General features: G+C 43.8%; 24 protein-coding genes. 2 read left to right on the forward strand and 22 right to left on the reverse strand.

All coding sequences use genetic code 11. The annotated features are described in order from the left end of the window. Window positions 1-707 precede the first annotated feature (707 nt). From BK582_RS01860 to BK582_RS01960, 21 genes are all read right to left on the reverse strand, one after another. The gene (locus tag BK582_RS01860) at window positions 708-1,145 is read right to left on the reverse strand and encodes a Dps family protein (protein WP_078592726.1); all 438 of its coding nucleotides are present in this window, start codon (window positions 1,143-1,145) and stop codon (window positions 708-710) included. A 242-nt stretch (window positions 1,146-1,387) separates the two neighbouring features. After that, window positions 1,388-2,248, reverse strand: coding sequence for a manganese catalase (locus BK582_RS01865; protein ID WP_078592727.1), 861 nt, complete (start codon window positions 2,246-2,248; stop codon window positions 1,388-1,390). Between the two features lie 110 nt (window positions 2,249-2,358). Beyond that, window positions 2,359-2,856, reverse strand: a complete 498-nt coding sequence (locus BK582_RS01870) for a GNAT family N-acetyltransferase (protein ID WP_078592728.1) — start codon at window positions 2,854-2,856, stop codon at window positions 2,359-2,361. A 1,056-nt stretch (window positions 2,857-3,912) separates the two neighbouring features. Beyond that, a complete protein-coding gene (gene arsA, locus BK582_RS01875) occupies window positions 3,913-5,688 on the reverse strand; it encodes an arsenical pump-driving ATPase (protein WP_078592729.1) in 1,776 nt (591 codons plus the stop codon). 15 nt (window positions 5,689-5,703) lie between these two features. Beyond that, complete coding sequence (gene arsD, locus BK582_RS01880) at window positions 5,704-6,057, reverse strand: arsenite efflux transporter metallochaperone ArsD (RefSeq protein ID WP_078592730.1); 354 nt, start codon at window positions 6,055-6,057, stop codon at window positions 5,704-5,706. Between the two features lie 22 nt (window positions 6,058-6,079). Beyond that, window positions 6,080-6,499, reverse strand: a complete 420-nt coding sequence (arsC, locus tag BK582_RS01885) for an arsenate reductase (thioredoxin) (protein ID WP_078592731.1) — start codon at window positions 6,497-6,499, stop codon at window positions 6,080-6,082. A 36-nt stretch (window positions 6,500-6,535) separates the two neighbouring features. Further along, a complete protein-coding gene (arsB, locus tag BK582_RS01890; protein WP_078592732.1) occupies window positions 6,536-7,627 on the reverse strand; it encodes an ACR3 family arsenite efflux transporter in 1,092 nt (363 codons plus the stop codon). A gap of 20 nt (window positions 7,628-7,647) precedes the next feature. Next, a complete protein-coding gene (locus BK582_RS01895) occupies window positions 7,648-8,022 on the reverse strand; it encodes an ArsR/SmtB family transcription factor (RefSeq protein ID WP_078592733.1) in 375 nt (124 codons plus the stop codon). A 372-nt stretch (window positions 8,023-8,394) separates the two neighbouring features. After that, the gene (locus BK582_RS01900; protein WP_078592734.1) at window positions 8,395-8,697 is read right to left on the reverse strand and encodes a spore coat protein; all 303 of its coding nucleotides are present in this window, start codon (window positions 8,695-8,697) and stop codon (window positions 8,395-8,397) included. A 15-nt stretch (window positions 8,698-8,712) separates the two neighbouring features. Next, the gene (locus BK582_RS01905; protein WP_078592735.1) at window positions 8,713-8,904 is read right to left on the reverse strand and encodes a spore coat protein; all 192 of its coding nucleotides are present in this window, start codon (window positions 8,902-8,904) and stop codon (window positions 8,713-8,715) included. Window positions 8,905-9,145: 241 nt separating this feature from the next. Beyond that, window positions 9,146-10,054 (reverse strand): IS3 family transposase, encoded by a 909-nt coding sequence (locus BK582_RS01910; protein WP_078592736.1) that lies wholly within the window; start codon window positions 10,052-10,054, stop codon window positions 9,146-9,148. A gap of 29 nt (window positions 10,055-10,083) precedes the next feature. Beyond that, on the reverse strand, window positions 10,084-10,392 hold the full coding sequence (locus tag BK582_RS27585) for a helix-turn-helix domain-containing protein (protein WP_139368201.1): 309 nt from the start codon (window positions 10,390-10,392) through the stop codon (window positions 10,084-10,086). Between the two features lie 170 nt (window positions 10,393-10,562). Then, the gene (locus BK582_RS01920) at window positions 10,563-10,934 is read right to left on the reverse strand and encodes a DUF2512 family protein (RefSeq protein ID WP_078592737.1); all 372 of its coding nucleotides are present in this window, start codon (window positions 10,932-10,934) and stop codon (window positions 10,563-10,565) included. A 273-nt stretch (window positions 10,935-11,207) separates the two neighbouring features. Further along, entirely contained in the window at window positions 11,208-11,924 is a 717-nt protein-coding gene (locus BK582_RS01925) for a TraR/DksA C4-type zinc finger protein (RefSeq protein ID WP_078592738.1), read from the reverse strand. 641 nt (window positions 11,925-12,565) lie between these two features. Then, window positions 12,566-13,276, reverse strand: coding sequence for a TraR/DksA C4-type zinc finger protein (locus BK582_RS01930; protein ID WP_169910732.1), 711 nt, complete (start codon window positions 13,274-13,276; stop codon window positions 12,566-12,568). 172 nt (window positions 13,277-13,448) lie between these two features. Continuing rightward, window positions 13,449-13,946, reverse strand: coding sequence for a spore coat protein (locus tag BK582_RS01935; protein WP_078592740.1), 498 nt, complete (start codon window positions 13,944-13,946; stop codon window positions 13,449-13,451). Between the two features lie 124 nt (window positions 13,947-14,070). Continuing rightward, window positions 14,071-14,304, reverse strand: coding sequence for a hypothetical protein (locus BK582_RS01940; protein WP_078592741.1), 234 nt, complete (start codon window positions 14,302-14,304; stop codon window positions 14,071-14,073). Between the two features lie 37 nt (window positions 14,305-14,341). Then, window positions 14,342-14,722, reverse strand: a complete 381-nt coding sequence (locus BK582_RS01945) for a hypothetical protein (protein WP_078592742.1) — start codon at window positions 14,720-14,722, stop codon at window positions 14,342-14,344. A gap of 25 nt (window positions 14,723-14,747) precedes the next feature. After that, entirely contained in the window at window positions 14,748-15,335 is a 588-nt protein-coding gene (locus BK582_RS01950) for a class I SAM-dependent methyltransferase (protein WP_167553298.1), read from the reverse strand. A gap of 199 nt (window positions 15,336-15,534) precedes the next feature. Continuing rightward, a complete protein-coding gene (locus BK582_RS01955; protein ID WP_244895317.1) occupies window positions 15,535-16,401 on the reverse strand; it encodes an alpha/beta fold hydrolase in 867 nt (288 codons plus the stop codon). Window positions 16,402-16,514: 113 nt separating this feature from the next. Further along, window positions 16,515-17,549 (reverse strand): M14 family zinc carboxypeptidase, encoded by a 1,035-nt coding sequence (locus tag BK582_RS01960; protein ID WP_078592744.1) that lies wholly within the window; start codon window positions 17,547-17,549, stop codon window positions 16,515-16,517. A gap of 511 nt (window positions 17,550-18,060) precedes the next feature. Between BK582_RS01960 and BK582_RS01965 the strand changes: the two genes are divergently transcribed. Continuing rightward, window positions 18,061-18,846 (forward strand): YihY/virulence factor BrkB family protein, encoded by a 786-nt coding sequence (locus tag BK582_RS01965; protein ID WP_078592745.1) that lies wholly within the window; start codon window positions 18,061-18,063, stop codon window positions 18,844-18,846. Window positions 18,847-19,022: 176 nt separating this feature from the next. Here the strand turns inward: BK582_RS01965 and BK582_RS26385 are convergent, their stop codons facing one another. Continuing rightward, window positions 19,023-19,142, reverse strand: coding sequence for a DUF4006 family protein (locus tag BK582_RS26385; RefSeq protein ID WP_134163605.1), 120 nt, complete (start codon window positions 19,140-19,142; stop codon window positions 19,023-19,025). 272 nt (window positions 19,143-19,414) lie between these two features. Here BK582_RS26385 and BK582_RS01970 point away from each other — a divergent pair, with 272 nt between their 5' ends. Next, entirely contained in the window at window positions 19,415-20,056 is a 642-nt protein-coding gene (locus BK582_RS01970; RefSeq protein ID WP_078592746.1) for a YusW family protein, read from the forward strand. The last annotated feature ends 334 nt before the right edge of the window (window positions 20,057-20,390 follow it).

Here is a 20,390-nt window from a genome sequence, read left to right on the forward strand (position 1 = left end):
GATTTCAGTTCCGCAGTGGTAATGCCGTCAACGCCCTGGCTCCCTTTATTTTGGACTACCTTGAGATATGCTTTATTCAAATTGTCTCGGTGTAATATCTCTTCCAACATCACATTAACCTCCACGTGGCTCTTCCTTTCCATTGTGTGGTATCATTCTCCACGCTTCCTAAGCCCTGGAGGGATTCACCTCTGCTTCCTAGGCAAGCTGGTATGTTCTGTGTCATCGAATGATACGTACGCAGGTGGATGAGCACTCTTTTCATGATTCAGCCCTTCCCACAAAATCTAGAAATCTGTGGTACTATGGCTTCGGCTGACTTCTGACAGTTCAGTGATTCCTCCTGGAATCAGTTACCGCATTTGTACGGCGTTCCTGTCAGACCTCCCCGGGTAAGTGCATAAACTTCCTCTCCATATACCCGCCTCATTTACTGCCGGATCCTTCGGTCGTTAGGACTTTGACTTGTTTTGCAGCCTCATCCAGACCAGACAGCCTTGTATGAGATTCGTGTTCCTCGGGTCGGAGATTTGCCTCCGGCTTCCTTCAGATTCCGAGTCGCCCCGGACACCCTTGCCTTTAGCTAGCAGTTACAACGACCTTCACTGTTCGGGACTTGAACCCTAAAGCGTATGCACATGCCGGGCACACAAAAAAAAGAAAAGCCATTAAACAGGCTTTCCTCTTAAGAATATTTGTATTAACAATTACCCCAGGTATGCATCCAGCATCCATTTATCTTTCTCGATTGCCGTTTTCATTCCGATAAACATGTCAGCGGTTGGCTCATCTTCCTGTTTTTCCGCTAATTCGATTAACTCCTCAAATCCTTTGCTCAATTTACCAAGATCTTCAGAAAGGACGGAAACCATTTCTTTCGCCGATTCTCCACCGCCGGCTTCTTCCAGGCTGGCCAGTTCCAGATACTCCTTCATGGAAGCAGCTGGCTTTCCTCCGATTGTGAGGAGCCTTTCTGCAATCTCATCAATATTCGCTGCAGCACCTGTATACATTTCCTCAAACTTTTGATGAAGGGAGAAAAAATCAGGTCCTTTCACAAACCAGTGATAGTTATGCAGCTTTGTATAAAGTACTTGCCAGTTCGCTAATTGCTTGTTCATTGCTTGTGTAAGTTCGTTATTCATGTGTATCAACTCCTAATATTTTTATTAATTGTATTATATATTTAATTATAATAATTATCAAGTAGTAGGAATTATAATTTATATACCTCACTTTTTTACTCTTTAAACATATCTTCTTTCTCAATTGGAATTTCTATGCATTGAAAAAACAGCTCCCTTTTAAGAAGAGAAGCTGCTTAAAGCAATTACTATCGTCAGAGCCTGCTGAAAGAGTCCATAAAAAGATCACATTTTCTTTTTATTCATGCTTTATTAGGAGCTTCGTGATTTTGTCCCTCTTCCCTGATCATCGGGTGAGTATCATGGATATATGCCGGCGCCGGTTTAAGAACAGGCCTGTCACCATAAGCAGGTGCCTGAGGGTAATACTTGAAGTTATCGAGTCCATCCATACTTCTCCCTTTAGCCCAGCGTCCTGCTTTACTTTGCTCTCCTTCAGACAGATTATAGAAATCATACGCCGCCTGGAATTTCTCCAGTTCCGTAGGGAATGTACTTGGAACTACTATATTCTCCTGGGCTTCGAGCTCGGAAATCGCTGCTTGCCACATATTCTGATGCATTCTGTCACGTGCAATTAACCAGGAAAGCATATCCTTCACTCCACGGTCATTTGTCGCTTCGTAAAGCCGGACAGCCTGAAGACGCCCTTGAGACTCCGCATTCAGGTTTGCCCGGAAGTCTGCGAGGAGGTTGCCGCTTGCAATAACATAACTTGCCGTCCAGCGATTTCCAACTGCATCGGCAGGCATAGCTCCTAATCCGGAGACAATCGCATGCTGTGGGTTCATCCCCCCTAAAACAGCCCCAATGACTGGATTTTTCGCTGCTGTTTCCTGATCCCCAACAGGAGCTCCATCAAGCAGGCGCGCAATCATCGTAGCAAGCATCTCTATATGGGCCAGTTCCTCTGTACCTACATCCATTAGTAAGTCACGATATTTATCTGTCCCACGGAAATTCCATCCCTGAAATAAATACTGAATTGCCACCGAAATTTCACCGAACTGCCCTCCCAGTATTTCCTGAAGCTGTCTCGCAAATATTGGATCCGGCCGTTCCGGTTTCGCATGGTATTGAAGCTCTTTTATATGATAAAACATACGCCACAACTCCTTAGCAATTTTTTCTATATCAGCTAATTCACTATGGCATGTTCTCGTGACAATTTTTTAGGCGGGAATTTAGTTTATTGGTGTGGGCTGCTTAAGATTTAAAGAAACAGCACCATATGGTTTTCATCCCAATACTTGTCTTTATATTTAAGAGCCCGTTTCTCAACTCCATATGTGATGAAGCCTAAAGATTCATAAAAGCTGATTGCCGGTTTGTTCCTGGTGACAACGGCAAGCTGCACCTGCTCAACCTGTCTCTCTTTAGCTATTTCAAGAGCAGCTTCCACAAGCTTTCTGCCGTACCCTTTATTTCTGGCTTGAGGTGAAACATACATCGCCAGCAGATGAGCCTTATGCTTCAGCTTTTCGAGCGTGTAAAACCTGAGTGCTGCTGAAGCTGCCAGCTCGCCTTCCTGAAAAATCCCCAGTGTGACAGAATCATCTGAATTCAGGTTGGCACGTATATTCTCCAGTGCTGTATCTGATACAGTTTCCTCATAGGTAGAGGCAAAGGCTTCCGGACTTTGTTCCAATGCCTCCAGCCGGTAATCCCGGTATATCTCTGCGTCTTTTACCGTTAGAGTTCTAATTTCCATTTTATCTGCTCCCTTATATTACTGTTTATGTATCATTTCAATTGTCCTGCTGGCATACTGTTAAAAATAAATGTTGCATATTTTCCATAAGGATGGTATGATAATCAATGGTGTGTTTATACTCCGCCAATTTTCATGCTGTATTATGGTTTTAGACTTTTCAATTCGTAAAGAATTATTATATATTAAAAATCTCACGTAAACGATGTTTTACGATTATTATCTGGCATCCTGTTAATACTCTGAGCGAGCTTATTTACACTGGCGCGGTCTCGGAGCCGTTGGATGAAAGAGAGGTAGGGCTTTCATTATCCAGGAAGGGGTCGTTATCCTTCCAGGATAGGTATTTTAAGTAATTACAGGAGCAGTACAGGACATGTACCGCGGCATTTACTTTAAAATCATAATAAATAAGTAAGGGTATCTCAAGTTGCTGAGATACCCTTTTTCTATGCAGAGGTTTTGGGTCAGAAGCATTGGCAGAGGCAGGATTTTCTCCATCATTAGTCGCGGGCTGGGATGATGGACGCTCCAGCGTTACCTTTCTGCTCAGATTTTCCGAAGTTCGGGCATGATGGGCGCTCCAGCGTTACCTTTTTGCTCGGTTCTTCCGAAGTTCGGGCATGATGGACGTTCCAGCGTTACCTTTCTATGCGGATTTTCCGAAGTTCGGGCATGATGGACGCTCCAGCGTTACCTTTCTTTGCGGATTTTCCGAACTTCGGGCATGATGGACGCTCCAGTGTTACCTTTCTGCTCGGTTTTGCCGAAGTTCGGGCATGATAGATGCTCCAGCGTTACCTTTCTATGCGGATCTTCCGAAGTTCGGGCATGATGGACGCTCCAGCGTTACCTTTCTTTGCGGATTTTCCGAACTTCGGGCATGATGGACGTTCCAGCGTTACCGCTTAACTAGCATTTTCCCCCGAGCGGGCATGCAAGACGCTCTCTCGTTACCGCTTGACCATCTTTTTCCCTCGAGCGGGTATGCGAGACGCTCCAGCGTTATCGCTCGGCAATCATTTCCCCCCGAGCGGGTATGCGAGACGCGCCCAATTAATTACTCGAGGAAGTCAGCTTCCGCAATGCGTCTGCCCCCTGGATTTCATCCTTAATCCATGGGATCAGCACTGTATTTTCCGCCCGGCTCCATACCTCTCTGATCCAACGGACTTCATGATTGCCTCTCGCTTTAAGAATTGGATCGGTTGTGTCAGCTGCTGCAAGGCTTTGGTTAATCACCCACCAGCTTGGAGTTATCTCTGCCCGTTCCAGATCTTCTTCAAGTCGGGATGCTTCCAGCACAGGGGTTGCTTCCGGGAGTGTTACAACAATTACATCTGTTTCCTCTTTGTTACGAAGACGAGGGAGGAGTTTCACAACAGAATCAGGCACTTCACCGGAGGAACGTTCAATTTCCTTGTGATAAGACTGGGACGCATCGAGAAGCAGCAGCGTATGGCCTGTTGGCGCTGTGTCAATCACCACAAACTCAGAGTCCGCTTTCTCCACAGCATTTGCAAAAGAACGGAAAACTGCTATTTCTTCCGTACATGGAGAACTCAAATCCTCCTCTAAATAAGCAAGGCCTTCCTCATCAAGCTCTTCCTGCGCTTTAGAGAGCACTTCCTGTTTGTAATGCTCTACTTCTTTTTCCGGGTGGATCCGGCTTACAGAAATCTCTCCCGGTATATTCCCGCCTTTAATGACATGTTCTATATGGGCTGCCGGGTCGGTCGTTGTAAGATGGACCTTTTTTCCTTTTTCGGCAAGGCCGGCTGCGACTGCAGTTGCGATCGTTGTTTTGCCAACGCCGCCTTTTCCCATTGTCATGATTACACCTTTTGTTTTTTCAGCGAGCTTTTCTACGAGCGCTCCGAGCCCGGGCAGATCAGGCTTTTCCTGTTCAGCCGCGTCTCCGGCGACTTCCGAAACATCCCCCTGGAGAAAACTTCGCAGAGCACCAATTCCCGTCAGAGGATATGGAACATATGGAAGCTGGTGAACAGGCATCCCCTCTAACAGATGCTCCATTTTACTGATTGCCGCCTGCTGTTTGGAAAACAATGCCGCTGCGCTTTCGTCGGTATCATCACCAGGCTGGAACACCCCATTCATTAAAGCCATCTGATTTTCCAACCCTGTTTCAGCCAGTTCCGCCGCTGCACGCCCCCCTTCTCTTATAGAAGACTCATCCGGGCGCACAACAAGGAGAAGAGTCGTTTTCTTTTCATCGGCTAGAGCATTCACCGCAGACTCGTATAAAGACTTTTTCTCATCGAGACCGGAGAGGGGGCCTAAACAGGATGCCCCGTGGGTGCTCTCTTCAAGAAAGTCTGTCCAGGCATTCGGCAGCTGCAGAAGCCTCAGTGTATGACCTGTTGGTGCTGTGTCAAAAATAATGGTGTCATACTGGGAGGTCAATTCTTCCTTTGTGAGAATGGTTGTAAACTCATCAAAAGCGGCGATTTCTACCGTACATGCCCCGGAAAGCTGTTCCTCCATCTGGGAAACTATCGCTGCGGGAAACCTGTCACGGTAAGGGCCCACGACCTTGTCCCTGTATGCTGCAGCTGCGGCTTCAGGATCAAGGTTAACGGCTGATAATCCTGGCACAGCTGGAATAGCCGTAATATTTTCACCGATCTCCATATCAAAAACGTCCTGAAGATTTGACGCAGGGTCCGTGCTTACGATTAAGACTTTTTTTCCCTGGTCTGCCAGAGCAACCGCTGAAGCACAAGCTGCAGAAGTTTTCCCGGTGCCTCCCTTACCGGTGAAAAATAAGTAAGGGGTTTTCGGAATTTGTTCAGGTGAGAATTCTTGAAACATATTTACTCCTTCTCTCTATAACAAGTTCAGTTTAGTTTTTTCGTCTTTTTTATTCAGTTCTCCAGCCGGGACACCGCTCCACTCAGCAAGCTCTTCGTTAGTCGGGTATCCGCCAATCTTTTTAACTTCCCCGTCAACAAGAGTTAAAGGAAGCGCCTCTGTTTCACGTTCCGTGAGCAGCACTTCTACTTTTTCATTTATAATGAATGCGTCTGGTTCCGTAGCCAGATTATAGCGGTTTACATCAACACCCTTTTTTTCAAGGAGAAACAAAGCTGTTGCCACTCTCGTCAATTCCGGGTCCACACTCGGCCCGCATACTCCTGTAGGGCAGCACAGCGCAGGATCAAACACTTCTATTTTTGCCATATTAACATCTCCTCTTTGAAAATTATTTTCCAGTCTCGGCGTATCTTTTAATTCTCTCGCCTATTTCGTCACGGACACGGCGGAACACTTCCCACTTTTCTTCGTCGGTTCCTTCCGCTTTTGCCGGGTCGTCAAAACCCCAGTGGACACGGTCTCTGTCAGGAGGTGTTGCCGGACAGACGTCATTCGCATGCCCGCACAAAGTGACTACAAGATCTGCTTTTTGCAAAAGATCCTGATCGATCGTATCTGAGGTCTGGTCTGTAATGTCGATGCCAGCTTCCTTCATCGCTTCCACGGCTTTCGGGTTCACTCCGTGTGCTTCGATACCGGCGGAATAGACATCATTTTTATCGCCTAAATATTTTTTCCCCCACGCTTCCGCCATCTGGCTTCGGCAGGAGTTTCCTGTGCATAAAAAGTAAATGATTGGTTTTGACATTTCGGTTTTCCCCTTTACATATTGGATTAGTTATCGTTAGTTTTTCTCCGGAAGCTGTATTTCCACTGGAAACCAGTGTCTTGTGTTATTGGCAATTCGTACAAGAAAAAGCATAAGCGGGACTTCCACAAGCACACCAACAACTGTCACCAATGTTGCTCCGGAATTAAGTCCGAACAAAGCGATAGCAACCGCTACTGAGAGTTCAAAGAAGTTGCTTGTGCCGATCATTGCGGCAGGTGCGGCAACACTGTGCTCGAGCCGCCATTTTTTCGCCCACCAGTATGCGATGGCGAAAATAAACAGCGTCTGGATGATCAATGGCACTGCGATGAGCCCTATATGGAAAGGATTATTTAAAATGACTTCTCCCTGGAAGGAGAAAATGATTATGAGCGTAAGCAGTAATCCCACAATCGTAAATTTACCTGCTTTTTTCAGATAAACGTTCTCGAACCAGTCCCTGCCCTTTTTCCTGATGAAATACATACGGGACAGCCAGCCTGCCGCCAACGGGATGACTACAAAGGCGAGCACGGAGAACAATACTGTGTCCAGCGGGACAACCACATTATTCAGGTGCAGAAGGAGCATTACAATCGGCCCGTAGGCAAAAATCAGAATGATATCATTTACAGAAACCTGTACGAGTGTATAGCCTGCATCACCCTTTGTAAGATAACTCCATACGAAAACCATCGCGGTACAAGGCGCCGCTCCGAGCAGCACAGCCCCGGCGATATACTGGACTGCCAGCTCATCAGGTATAAACGGACCGAAGATGACCCGGAAAAACAGCCAGGCGAAAAACAGCATCGTAAACGGTTTGATCAGCCAGTTTACAACTAAAGTGACAGCCAGGCCTTTCGGTTTTTTCCCGGCATTTACAATACTCGTAAAATCGATTTGGGCCATCATCGGATAGATCATCAGCCAGATGAGGATTGCCACCGGAATGGAAACCTGGGCGTATTCAAACTGGCTCAGCGTTTCAGGCACCACCGGGAGCCACTGGCCTACAGCAATACCGATAATAATACAAAGGGCCACCCAAACCGTTAAGTATCTTTCAAAAAAGCTTATTCCTTTACCTTCCTTTTCTTCGAGTAATTCCTGTTCTTTATCCACATGTCACTCCCCCAGACTAATTATTTGCAACAGACTCTCAGCCCGTTATTTTCAAGATCTTTCAGCTTATCCCCCTGATCAGGAAGATGGGCTGCGACAGATTCAAGCAGGGGATAAAGTTCCGCCTCTGTATTAAGCCTGTAGAAAATCCACTGGCCTTGCCGCCTTTCTTTCACCAGGTCCATCGCTTTCAGCTTCTTTATATGCTGGCTGATGCCAGGCTGGCTCATTTTTAGGATTTCCACAAGTTCACACACACACAATTCATCCTTTAAAAGCAATGAGATAATTGTTAACCTTGTTTTATCCCCAAGGAGCTTTAACAAGCTGGACGCCTCTTCTATCTGTACAGGTTTTATGGTTTTCACTTTTTCCACCCTCCATTCATCGTCCATTATATAAGTGGACGTTTATATAATCAACTGTTTATATGTTAAGGTTTTGTAAAGATACCTTTCAGGTCATATATGAATCAATTTCATAATTCAAGATTTCCATCATTAATACGAACAATGTTACTTTGCTGTTCGATTTACGCTACAGTCGGACGCGTTCTTCGGGCACGGCTTCAACTAATTTTTGACGGCTGAATGCCGTCAAAAATGGATTTTCAGCTTTTCATGCTTTTCCCGCCAGAGTCGCCGTCTTACGCTGCAATCGAAAAGTAATTCGTCTTTTTTTTATGCAAAGTCTATATATGAAATTCTCATATAAAAAAACACACCACCCTCACAAAAGGGTAGTGTGCTCATAAACTTATGACATCTTTACTGAAGCTGGCTGCCAGGAGTATCCTGGCTGTTTTGCAGTGCCATGTCGGTAGCCTGCTGATCCATTGCGATTTGCTCTTCAAGGTTATACGGCTCATAATAGCCTTTGCTTACCATGTAGTCAGCAACCTGCTGCTGAAACATCACTGCCTGCTGCAGCTGCTGGTTCAACGCTTTACGTACATTAACAGAATGGGCTTCCGTAAGAGCCGCAGCACAATTTTTCACTCCTGCCTTTGCTGAAAGAAGCAAATCCGCGGCAACAGCCTGGTCATTCATCGGGTTCTGCATTTGATACATAAGTTTTCACCCCTATTAGCTAAGTAATTGCTGTAAAGCCTTAATATTAGTCTGAGACGCTTTAACATCCTGCTGCAAAAGGGTTTTCAGCTCCTGGTCCTGAACCAGGCTCTGCATCGCCTGGGACTTCTGCAGGCAGTTAGTTTTAAACATTAACATTTCATGCAGCTCTGCTTTTTCATGTACTGCCAAATAATCCTGAGCCAAATCATTTCACCTCCAAGATCAATGTTTCGTGCATTCAAGCGTGGTTTACGTTCATTGAACAGCTGATTCCGGTTTGGCCCCTTCAATTTAGACACCTACTGCTCACTTTTAGGTAGTCACTTCTTCACCTTTCGAAGGATAGTTGATTGCGCGCAAGCATCAAGCCAACACCGCTTGACCCTTACGCTTAATCAACTGCTGGGTAGTTAGGTGAAGAAGAGGAAAATCACTCCCCTTGGTTCTATAAGTTAATTATTTGTGGACAGTTTCCTTTGCTATATAATTTATAGAACTTTGCCGGCGATAAATATTTTAGGCTTCCATGGTAGCGCCGGTTATTATAAAAATCCATATACTCATCAATCCTGTAATAGGCTTCTTCGAAGCATTCAAAACGGTAACGTTGGTAACACTCCCTTTCGATGACGCTATGGAACGATTCAATATAGGCGTTTAAATCCGGTGATTTGCTTGGTATGCGTTCATGATATAGGTGTTGATGCTCACAAAATCTGCCAAAATGTTCACTGACAAATTGTGGGCCGTTATCTGTACGAATAATCAACTTCGAAGAAGTCTCACTTTCATAGTGAATACCGCGTCTCAATAACGCCCCTTGAAGCATTTTCGTAATGTTTGTTGCTTTACATTCTGGACCGCGATAGTATCCAACGATACACCGGTCATATACATCAATAGCACTAGCTAGAAAAACGAATCGTCCACTACCTTCAATCGAGCCATACTTTATATCCACTTGCCAAAGCTGGTTAGAAGCTGTTATCGTGTGCTGCTTCGCCAACCTTCGAGGATACTTAGATTTTCTTCGCTGAGGTAACAGAATATTTAACTTTTCACAGAGGCGATAGACCTTTTTAGGGTTTATTACCAACTTATGTTGGTCTTTAAGGTAGTTGGTGAGTTTTCGGTATCCGTAGATACCTTCCTCACCCTCTACAGCTTCCATTAGGAATTCTTCAATCTGCTCATCAGATATTTTTATACCAGTCTGAGCCAAGGAAAATCCTGGTACTGGCCGGCCCTGGAAGGACTCTTCTGTGACCTGTTTATTTTTTTGATGGTAATAATACAACGAACGTTCCACGTTTAATGCTCTTGTAGTTCTAGTTACTGGAAAACCGTCTTTCACCCACTCCTCGATTTCTTTTAGCAGGAGGATTAGAGGAACTCGTTTTTTTTTATAACATTCTTGAGCATGGCAACTTCCAACTCTTTTTCGCCTAATAGAAGCATCGCCTGCTCATATTTCTTTTGAAGTTCCTCCTTTGTGGGGTTATCGGATAAACCCGTTGATCCTTCGGTTTCCATCACGTCACGAACTTCATCTTCGTAAAGTTTGAACCAATTCCTAAGAGTTTCTCTGGATATTCCAGCCTTTCTGGCGATAGAGGTATAATTCCCAGTCTCCAAGGCCATGCGAACGTATTTCTTTTTTACATCTTCAATAACATCAATTCTCTTAGCCATTCTGTACTTTCTCCCTTTTTTAAATCATTTTTGCCATCATCTAGGTGTTTTCATAACCTGTATATGGTGTCTAAATGATTAAGGGGGCTTAAAAGATTCCGCACATTGCATCACCGTTTTCGTTCATTAAACCATTGATTTCGCACACGAAAACCTTCAGGCGTTTATATTTAATGCCCGCCTACAAGATCATCTTCCTCATCCAGAACGGTTCCTGCCATATATTTATGGAAGAACCATTCGCCGCCGCCAATTAACAATGCTGAAATAAAGGCAAGGCTGAATGGTACGGCCGCTCCAAGAATGAATGGAGCTAACACCCAAATTTTTAAAGTACAAAGCGCTATATCAGCTACTGTTGATACCGTATTATTAGCCCGCTGAAGTATCAGGAGATCACCGATAACATAAGCAAGCCCTGTGATTAGCAAAGACAGGAAAATGGTGTTCAGCAGCGGGTAGCCATTAAACATTGTAAGGAGGGTGACCAGCACTAACGTAATCATTAATGATTTAATTACTAACGCCCTTAAATGCTTCAATTGATCACTCCTTTAAATTATTGCTTTGCCAGAGCTTATGGGTGTTTTCCAAAAAAACCGGCAGTAAAACTTCAGCATTAATATCTTTTGTTTAATCAACATTTTTTATAGAAACTTCGCAAGGTAATTTCAGCCAGTCCCGTGCCCATGGTTTTTATGCCCTGAATGCCGGCCCGCAGTTAATAGCGGCCATCTATTACAAAGGTGTGCCGGGAGAACTCAGGAAGATTCTCAGGAAAACAGCACTTATTTTATAAGTGCTGTTTTCCATCCTTAACTTTCATCTCTGTCCATAATTGTATCAACGTCATTTTCATCCAGGTATTTTTCATACTTATGGTGGTCCACGCTGACACCGCTGAATTTCCCTTCAATGTCTGCAGTGAGAATATCTTCAATTTCCTCAGGCACTTCTGTGTCCTCTTCCCCTTCCACATACATGGCGTTATAGTCTTTGTCTGTATCGGAAAAATCGGAGGGTGTCTCCGAAGTTCCAAATTTGGCAACTGTCTGCCATGAGTCCTCAGCGTCAAAGAACGTTTGCTGCTCGTTGCTTTCATCGTATTCAAATTTTCCGAAAGCAGGCTTTAATACATCCTCTTCCACTGGTCTTGTATTTGATACAGTGTTATCTTCCGCATGCTTTACGCATCTCCGGGTGGTTGGCACAGCTTCCAGCCGCTCGTATGGAATAAGGTCACCGCACTTTTCGCATTTCCCGTACGTTTCTTCCGCAATGGCGTTCAGTGCAAGATCTATTTCCTTTAACGTATACTCGGAATGCTCATCGAGAGCCAGGTCCTTTTCCCGCTCATATAGCTCTGTGCCAAGGTCCCCAGGGTGGTTATCGTACCTTGAAAGCTCATCCATGGATTCTGTGGCATGTTCCAGATCAAGTCCGTAATGATGATCTTTAAGCCTTTTTTCCAGGCTTTCTTTTTCTTCAGTAAGCACTTGCCGCAATGTCTGTATTTGCTCTTCGCTTAGCAAAACTCCGCACCTCCTCAAGCATCACAAAATTCTGCTCTGTTCTAGTATGCGGCAGATACGGCGGGAATTTGCTAGGATTTTATGGAAGTAACAAGGGATGCAAAAACCTCTTGTGTCCCTTGAATTATAGGACCGCCCCTGCTCAAGGGATGCAAGACCTTCTTGAGTCCCTTCAGTTGCAGGATTGCACTTGCTCAAGGGATGCAAGGACCTCTTGCGTCCCTTCAGTTGCAGATTTACTCCTGTTCAAGGGATGCAAGACCTTCTTGCGTCCCTTGAGTTGCGGATTGCACTTGCTCAAGGGATGCAAGGACCTCTTGCGTCCCTTGAGTTGCAGGATTGCACTTGCTCAAGGGATGCAAGACCTTCTTGCGTCCCTTGAGTTGTAGATTTACTCCTGTTCAAGGGATGCAAGGCCTTCTTGCGTCCCTTGAGTTGTAGAATTGCTCCTGTTCAAGGGTTGCAAGGCCTTCCTGCGTCCCTTGAGATGTAGAATTACCCCTGCTCACGGTTAAAAAATACCACACCTCACAGATGTGTAGACGAGAAAAATTATATACTTTCTTATCTTTTGAAGAAAACCGCAGGCGCCTTCAGGCAAAAAGAAAAACCGCTATGCAGCGGTTTTTCACGGTAATTTATTACCTTTCATGATTTTTAGGATCGTCATCGAGGTCAGAACGGCTGCCAGACCCTCCTTCATGCTCTTTCCTGTCTGAGGTTATCCCAGTATCATTCCCTTCAATGTCTGAAACCGGAACATCCTCCACGTCTTCCGTAATTCCTGTATTATTTTCAGAGTCCTCCTGCTGATTGTTATACTGCCTGGCTGAGTCTGTGTAGTCTGACGGCGACTGGGAAGTGCCAAAGTCACTGACCGTCTCCCAAGCGTCTTTTCGATCAAAGGCGACTCTTTCCTTTGCTTTAGAATCGTCTTCAAGGGAAGCATTTTGTACTTCTTCTTCTACTGGCCGGTATCTGCCCCGGTCTTCCTCCTGTGCATGCTGCACACATTTTACAGCTTCCGGCACAATTTCAAGGCGTTCATATGGTATTTCTTCTCCGCACACTTCACATTTTCCGTATTCTCCATCCTCGATGGCCTGCAATGCTTTTTCCACTTCCTCTAGCCGCTGTCGTGAATGATTATTTAATGCTGTGTCCTTTTCCCGTTCAAACAACTCGGTTGCCTCGTCTGCAGGGTGGTTATCGTAGCGGGAAATTTCTCCTGTATCTTCGGCTCTTCTTTCATTGGCAGTTTCATTTTCTGCCGGCGCAAGACGTTCTTCGTGCTCCTTTTTCAGTTCAAGGAGCCTGTCCTTCAATGTATTTATTTGATCTTGTGTAAGCAATGGTATTCCTCCATTTCTGCAATCTTATCATCATGTGTAAAAAATATGGTTAGTTTGCTAATACACAAAAATCAAAATTACTAAACCTCTGCAAAAAGGGAAATCACCATCTCAGAAAGAGACGGTGATTGCAGCAGCAGTATTTACAATTAAAGCAAGAAGGTTTTTCTTGTTATTCATCTCGCATAGACAACGCCTGCCTGGCAAGACGTACATCGCCGTCCAGGAGCTTCTCTAAATTATAGGCAGGGTAATAGCTATTTTTGTACATATAATTGAACACAGCTGCATGAAGGTCTATATGCCTGTTCAGCTGCTTTCTTAAAACCTGCCGTACAGAAGGCGTCGCAGTTTCCGTAATTGCAATCGCATAGTTCCTTACAGATGTCTTAGCGAGGGCGAGCAGGTCACCGGCATAAAAAGCAGGTGAAACATTCCCATCAGCCCGCTCTTCTTCCTCTTCAGCGTCCCTTGGCATATTCGGATAAAATTCCAGAAGTTCATTCAGATTGGCAGTTAACCCCTGAATACCTGTCCGGTAAATTTGCTGCAGTTCTCTCTCTTTGACTTCCGGCAGAGCTTTTTTCAGTTTCATTAAACCAATGGACTGCATGGCTGTCAGTTCGTGGATTTCAAGTGTCTCGTGCCAGGCTAAATGTTTCTCGTTCATTCAATACAACTCCTTATAGGTAAATATTAGAACTACACATCTACCTTATTCTCCTAAGGGTTGTATTTGTGACGATTATCCATTTAATTACAATAAAGTTGACAGCTCAGCTGCTTTTGTCCGGTTAATCAAGCGCGTTATTTTCGTTTTGCTGCTTAAGCTCTTCTTTTGCCAGGTCCAGATTCATTTCTTCTATTTCTTTATGCTCGTTAACGGAATCCCCTGGATAATATTTATTTGTGTTAAATGGAGCCCTGGGGCTTGTCTCGGTACTTACCGTGATTTCTTCATCAACAGGTGTATTTGTTAATGTAACTTCGTTTGCGGCAAAGCTTTCCTTCTTTTGTTTTTTTGCCAATTAAATCTCCTCCTGTCATTATTGTGAAGTAATATTTTTACCGTTTATATTCCGCATCATAACTGTTTTCTCCCGCATGTACTGAAAGAAGGGTATCCGCATACCCTACAAGACGGTTCACAAGCTCATCACATGCGGCATACAGCAAGGGATAAGCCGGGATGTCGTGGAGAGCAGGATCATCAATGATAACAGTGGTGTTAATAAAAACATCCCTGTTGCCCATTAAATTATAATGAATGATGGCCTTCCCAGCCGCTCCTCCTGTTTTTGGATCTTCATACCCAGGCAGAAAAACATACCATTCCTCCGCAGTAGCTGACCGGAAATTCTTTGTAAAAGACAGACCTTGTACTAATTCTTCTATTTTCTCTTCCGTCTCAGGGGTGACGAGTTCAGTAATTTTTTTCTTATCCAATTAATTCCCCTCCCGGTTTTACAGCTTAATCAGCAGTGCTTGCGACGAAAAAAAGCTCATTATACATAAAGCATTTAGAATACTTTTTAATCACCTTACAGGCAAAGCCTCCATCCTGGAAAAAATCGAGATAATTTTTTTCACCCTGTATATATTTGCCCTTGTCGTATTTCTTCATAAACCAGTTGCTCAGCCGGGTATTATCAAACAGACATGGTTCAATTACGGCTACCTGGCCCCCTTCAGCTTTTAAAACTCTCCTGAATTCTTTTACAAAGGCCGGAATGTCTGCTGAAGGAATATGATGGAGCACAGCGATGATAAGCACGAGATCTACAGTGCCAGATTCTGCCGGAAGTCTGCTGCCATCACTCGTTTCAAATTTATATTCTGGGTACATATTTTTGGCAAAATCCACACGGTGTTTGTCCGGATCCACCCCAAGATAATGTTCTGCATCACAGAGACAGCAGTTTGCCCCTGTTCCACAGCCGAAGTCAAGTATTATTCTGTTTTGAAACTGAATATGGTCATTGAGCAAATCATGTATGTATTTTTTCGTAATCCATTTAGGTCGAATTAAATTATGATACAGCCTCGGTGTCAGTTCCAATTTCAGCGCCCTCTCCAATGTTGATATGCCAGGAAACCTGCCTCGCTCTGTTACATAGTGGTGAGCAATTAGACGCAAATTTATACTACCCTTTTCCGGACACATGCAGCTGCCATTCTTGCATTAGGAAGGCTGGTACTCTCCGGTGTATGGCCCCAAAAAAAATCGAAAGGAAAGGGGTAAGGTTGTTGGCCTTTAGTTAATCTTTGCTTAAAAATTCAATAATCTGTTTGTTAATAAGAAGTGGCTGTTCATGGTTCACCCAGTGGGTTGCTTCGCCTGCAAAAATAAGCTCCCCATTTTCGCAGTATTCAAGACTGGCTTTCGCAGACTTCATGCTCAGAAACTGGTCTCCCATCCCCCAGATAATTTTTACCGGGACATCAATTTTTTCCCCGTCAAAAGCGCTCAGACCACCATACCTTATTGCCCTGTACCAATTAAGCATCGCAGTTATACTACCTTCCTGTGACCATGCTTCTTCATATTTTTTCAGATCAGAGTCAGAAAAAACTTCTCTTTTTGAAGTTTTAAGAAGTGCTTGTTTCATAGGGCTGTAATTATTCCCTGCCAAAACCGCTTCAGGTAATTGCGGCAGCTGGAAAAAAGCCATATAGGAGCTTTTAAGCCATTGCGGCGGGTATCTTAACATGATTTTTTTCATCGCTTCAGGATGAGGAATATTTATGGCGATAAGCCTTTCGACTAGTTCAGGCTTCGTTGCGGTCAAATACCAGGCAACAGCACCTCCCCAATCATGGCCGATGATCGATGCTTTCTCTCTTCCGGAGGCGTGGATTAAACCAATAATGTCATCTCTTAATTTATCAATCGTATAATTTTCAATTCCACTTGGCTTGTCACTCAAATTATAACCACGCTGATCCGGAGCAATTACTCTGAATCCTGCATGGGCAAGTGGTTCAATCTGGTTTCTCCAGCCATACCAGAACTCCGGAAAACCATGCAGCAAGATAACAAGGGGGCCATCTTCAGGACCTGCCACAGCCGTATGAAGCGTTATGCCGTTTGTTTCTGTGAATTGGAATTTCATTTTTGGCTTCATTTTCCATCCTCCTTTTCTCACAAGATGTATTCATATCATTATTCCACTATGGTCTAGCCGTAAAACAGAAATATGGCAGGAGCAACCTGGTCGCTCCTGCCATCGATCCTATTTTATTCACCCTTGAAATACTGTACCGGGAGTGTGTCCCAGAAAGAAGCGTCTGTTGTATTAATGGATCTGTCTGCAATAGCATCTATCGCAGCTTCCATTGATATAACAGCTTGCTGTATCAAGTAACCGTTACTCTTCTGGCCAAGAACCTGGTTTGGATTCGTGTGGTCCGTCATACCTCTCATTTCAAACAGTAACGTAGCAATACCGTATTCATAAGCAAGTCCGTTACGGGAAATTGTAAGCGCATCTCCTCCGTTATATTTTCCTAAATGACCAAAACCTCTTGCTTCTACGGCGTCATACATAACAGCCCCTAACTGTTTGGACATTTCAACAACGCCTGCATCTACTTGTGCATTTGTCGGGTAAAGGATGGACCCTGATACATAGCGGTCGTCCACAGCAGAACGAGCTCCCTGATGGTGGAAGTCGACGAGATAATCAATATCGTACTTTTGGAGAACATTTGTATGAAGCGCATAAGTTTCAGGTTCATTTCGGTCTACATGGTCACGGTTTAAGTCAACGCCATTTGCGTTAGTCCTTGTAGCCTGGCCCCCTCCAACGTGATCAGAAATATCAAAATTAACATCGCCCGCAGCTCCATCAGGATTCAGACGGGGAACGAAAAATACATTTACCTCTTCGGCAAGCTCACGCACTTGTCTGCTGTTACCAGACAGAGTTCTAATAACATTTAACGCCCCTTCTGTAACAAGAGCTTCGTTTCCGTGCTGTTGTGTAAGGAAAAGAATAGTAGGGTTTTCCGGATTGTTCCCAAACTTAACTAAGTGAAGGTCACGCCCTTGTACAGATTGTCCAATCACTTCCAGCTCTATATTTTCTGAACGGCTGTCTGCACGCTCCAGTTGCTTCACAAGGTCTTCATAACTGGTCAGTCTTTCATTTTTAATTGTCTCATTTCCATTATAATTTGGCCCTTCTCCTACAGCACCCGCTTGAATCGGCAGTAATGACATAACAAGCAAAGCAGCTAAGATCAGTGTAATAGTCTTCTTCAAGAAAACCATTCCCTTCTATGTTTTTTTAGTAAGGCGAAACAATTAGCTAAAAAAAGACACCTCCTGTTTTACAGAATGTGAGTATATGTATGGAGAATCCTGTTGTAACTCTATTTTAACGGCATACTTTTGTTAGATATATCGGACGTTAGGCGTTTTGTGCACGTTTAAAAAGGATGTTCTTTCTGGTAATATAAGGAATACACTGCCGGGTTTTATAGGAATATTTAGACAGCAGACCTGCTGTAAAAGAAAAGAACATGACTAATTATTCAGGTATTTTCTTTATAAAAAATTGAAATTTAAATACATGAAGTCCTGTCCTGCCGCCTTTTTAACCAATTAACAGATTAATTACATAAACTTCTCCATTCAGGAGGAATATTTACGTACAGGGTTATTAATCACTTAGGTATTTTCTATATATTTAAAAAGGCTGCCAGGCTTTTCCGATAAACAGAGTGAAGAATTTAATAAATGGCCGATATTAACCGGCAGCGCCATAGGGAGGAAATCATACATGAAATTTCTGCGGTCTTTATATATACGTTTTAAAGATCATGGCTTAATTGACCTGGGAGCACAGTGTTCTTATTATTTGATCTTGTCTCTGTTTCCTTTTCTCATATTTATCATTACTTTGATGTCTTTCCTGCCTTTCACCTTTGAAGATGATCTGGGACTTATCAGCGATGATATTATCCCGTCTGGTGTACTCCAAGTTGTGGAGAACCAGTGGGATGTAATAACAGAAGCTCAGCATACAGGGCTCATGTCTTTTGGTATTCTATTTACACTATGGACAGCCTCCCTTGCTCTCAACTCCATCCTCCGCTCCCTTAACCTTGCATATAATGTTACAGAAGAAAGAGGCATGATTAAATCTAGGTTTATCTCTATTCTTCTCACAATCAGTATGTTTGCAGTTGTGCTGGTAGCTCTTGTACTTCAGGTTATCGGAGGGGCAATGAAAGAATTTCTGGCAGTTGGATTTACTTTTTTTGAGTTCGATCTCCTGCGCTGGGGTATAAGTTCTCTTATACTTTTTATTGTTTTTACTTTGTTATATGTCACCGGGCCAAGTCTGCGCCTCTCCCTGAAAGATGTTTATATTGGAGCTGTATTTGCAACTATCGGCTGGCAGCTGACATCCTTAGGATTTACCTATTATTTAAATAATTTTGCTGACTACACAGCAACATACGGGGCCATAGGAACAGTCATCGCCCTGATGGTCTGGTTCCACTTCTCCTCGATCATCGTCCTTCTCGGCGGAGAAATCAACGCAGCCCTGAAAGAAGACTAAAAATTCGAAGCCAAAAGTTCGGGGGCCAGACCCCGCACAATTTTGTGTGAAAATATGAAAAAATACGATGCCCCTTCCAGGAGCATCGTATTCTTCAAGTGTAAACAGAGGAGCAGCAGGTGGTTTCTGCAGAATTTTCCCGCACCATCCATCTCTCCTCTCATTATCATTGCTTTTTATTTTCTCTTTCTCATAGCTGCCCATGCAACTAGTCCGAATATTGCCCCGAGCAGAAGGAACAGTATGAGTACCATTGAAACACCTTCCAATGAAAACAACCTCCTTTCATTGGTCATTCATATTTTCTGTTAATCTCTGTAAATTTCTTTCATTGCCTTATTCTTAAAACCACTTTTCCTTGATTTCCAAATATTTAAACCAGCCTTGTTTTTTCTGGTATTGTGGTTGTTTGCTTCATTGCGTCCTGGAGGAGACTTTGCGGCCCTCCTTTTCTAAAGCAATTAACAATCTGAATTTCCCCATACAGGAACTATGATTACATGGAACAAAATCGGGTAATGTACACTCTGAAACTTATCATTTTTAACGCAGAAAGGAAGTTGTTATTATGCGCAAACAAAAATACTTATTGAGCACCGCAGCACTTTCAGCCGCAATGTTAGTGACTGCCTGCGGGGAAGGTAACGATACAACAGACAATACAGCTAACCAGAATGGTAATACAAACCAGGGAACAGAAGTTAATAATACAGATGAAAACTCTCCTGCAGACGATACCGGAAATAATAATTTAGATGATACAGATACGAATGCTGATACTGATGCCGATAATGATGCTGTTAATAACGGTGCGGCTGATAATAATGCTGCCGATAATGACAGTACAGCAGAAAACAACGGAGGCGAGGACACTTCAAGCACACTCGCATTCGGTGTTAGAGAATTTGAACTGGAGATTGATTTTCAGGACGGAAGTCAATGGGAATTCGAATATGAAGATGACAATGGGGAAACAGAGGCCGAAATAGAAAGGGAAAACGGAGACGAATCTGAGCGTGAAGGCTCTGAGGCAATTGAGGAAATGGAAGCGATGCTCCAGGAGCTTCAAATCTTCCCTGACACTGCAGAAGATGATGCAATTGACCAGGTTCTCTCTTACCTTGATATCACCGAAGATGAACTAACAGAATTTGAACTGGAGATTGAATATCAAAATGGAGATGAGCTTGAAATAGAACGTTCGTATTAATTAATTTTTGCGGGGGTTATTTTCCGGGTAAGCGGATATCGAGGAAAAAAGTGATGAAATTTTTATTTAATAAAGAGACAGCCTGATGATTCCAGGCTGTCTCTTATTGGTGTTTTAGTAGTACTGAATGGTTTGGTTCATTCATTACTTGAGAAGCAGGGTTGCTCTCTATCGAAGAGCGCGAGGTCTTCTTGCGTTACCGCTTGCTTCGTTTTTTTCCTCGAGCGGGTATGCGAGACACTCTTGCGTTACCGCTTGCTTTGTTTTTTTCCTCGAGCGGGTATGCGAGACACTCTTGCGTTACCGCTTGCTTCGATTTTTTCCCCGAGCGGGT

Source organism: Evansella clarkii, assembly GCF_002019695.1.
Taxonomy (GTDB): domain Bacteria; phylum Bacillota; class Bacilli; order Bacillales; family Salisediminibacteriaceae; genus Evansella; species Evansella clarkii.

Excerpts from the sequence above, each read along its gene's own strand:
- BK582_RS01970 (WP_078592746.1), top strand. The coding sequence starts at position 19,415 with ATGCGCAAACAAAAATACTTATTGAGCACCGCAGCACTTTCAGCCGCA.
- arsD (WP_078592730.1), bottom strand. The coding sequence starts at position 6,057 with ATGGCAAAAATAGAAGTGTTTGATCCTGCGCTGTGCTGCCCTACAGGA.
- BK582_RS27585 (WP_139368201.1), bottom strand. The coding sequence starts at position 10,392 with ATGGCTAAGAGAATTGATGTTATTGAAGATGTAAAAAAGAAATACGTT.
- BK582_RS01870 (WP_078592728.1), bottom strand. The coding sequence starts at position 2,856 with ATGGAAATTAGAACTCTAACGGTAAAAGACGCAGAGATATACCGGGAT.
- BK582_RS26385 (WP_134163605.1), bottom strand. The coding sequence starts at position 19,142 with ATGACCAATGAAAGGAGGTTGTTTTCATTGGAAGGTGTTTCAATGGTA.
- arsA (WP_078592729.1), bottom strand. The coding sequence starts at position 5,688 with ATGTTTCAAGAATTCTCACCTGAACAAATTCCGAAAACCCCTTACTTA.
- BK582_RS01860 (WP_078592726.1), bottom strand. The coding sequence starts at position 1,145 with ATGAATAACGAACTTACACAAGCAATGAACAAGCAATTAGCGAACTGG.
- BK582_RS01895 (WP_078592733.1), bottom strand. The coding sequence starts at position 8,022 with ATGGACGATGAATGGAGGGTGGAAAAAGTGAAAACCATAAAACCTGTA.
- BK582_RS01900 (WP_078592734.1), bottom strand. The coding sequence starts at position 8,697 with ATGTATCAAATGCAGAACCCGATGAATGACCAGGCTGTTGCCGCGGAT.
- BK582_RS01960 (WP_078592744.1), bottom strand. The coding sequence starts at position 17,549 with ATGGTTTTCTTGAAGAAGACTATTACACTGATCTTAGCTGCTTTGCTT.
- BK582_RS01935 (WP_078592740.1), bottom strand. The coding sequence starts at position 13,946 with ATGAACGAGAAACATTTAGCCTGGCACGAGACACTTGAAATCCACGAA.
- arsC (WP_078592731.1), bottom strand. The coding sequence starts at position 6,499 with ATGTCAAAACCAATCATTTACTTTTTATGCACAGGAAACTCCTGCCGA.
- BK582_RS01965 (WP_078592745.1), top strand. The coding sequence starts at position 18,061 with ATGAAATTTCTGCGGTCTTTATATATACGTTTTAAAGATCATGGCTTA.
- BK582_RS01865 (WP_078592727.1), bottom strand. The coding sequence starts at position 2,248 with ATGTTTTATCATATAAAAGAGCTTCAATACCATGCGAAACCGGAACGG.
- BK582_RS01955 (WP_244895317.1), bottom strand. The coding sequence starts at position 16,401 with ATGAAGCCAAAAATGAAATTCCAATTCACAGAAACAAACGGCATAACG.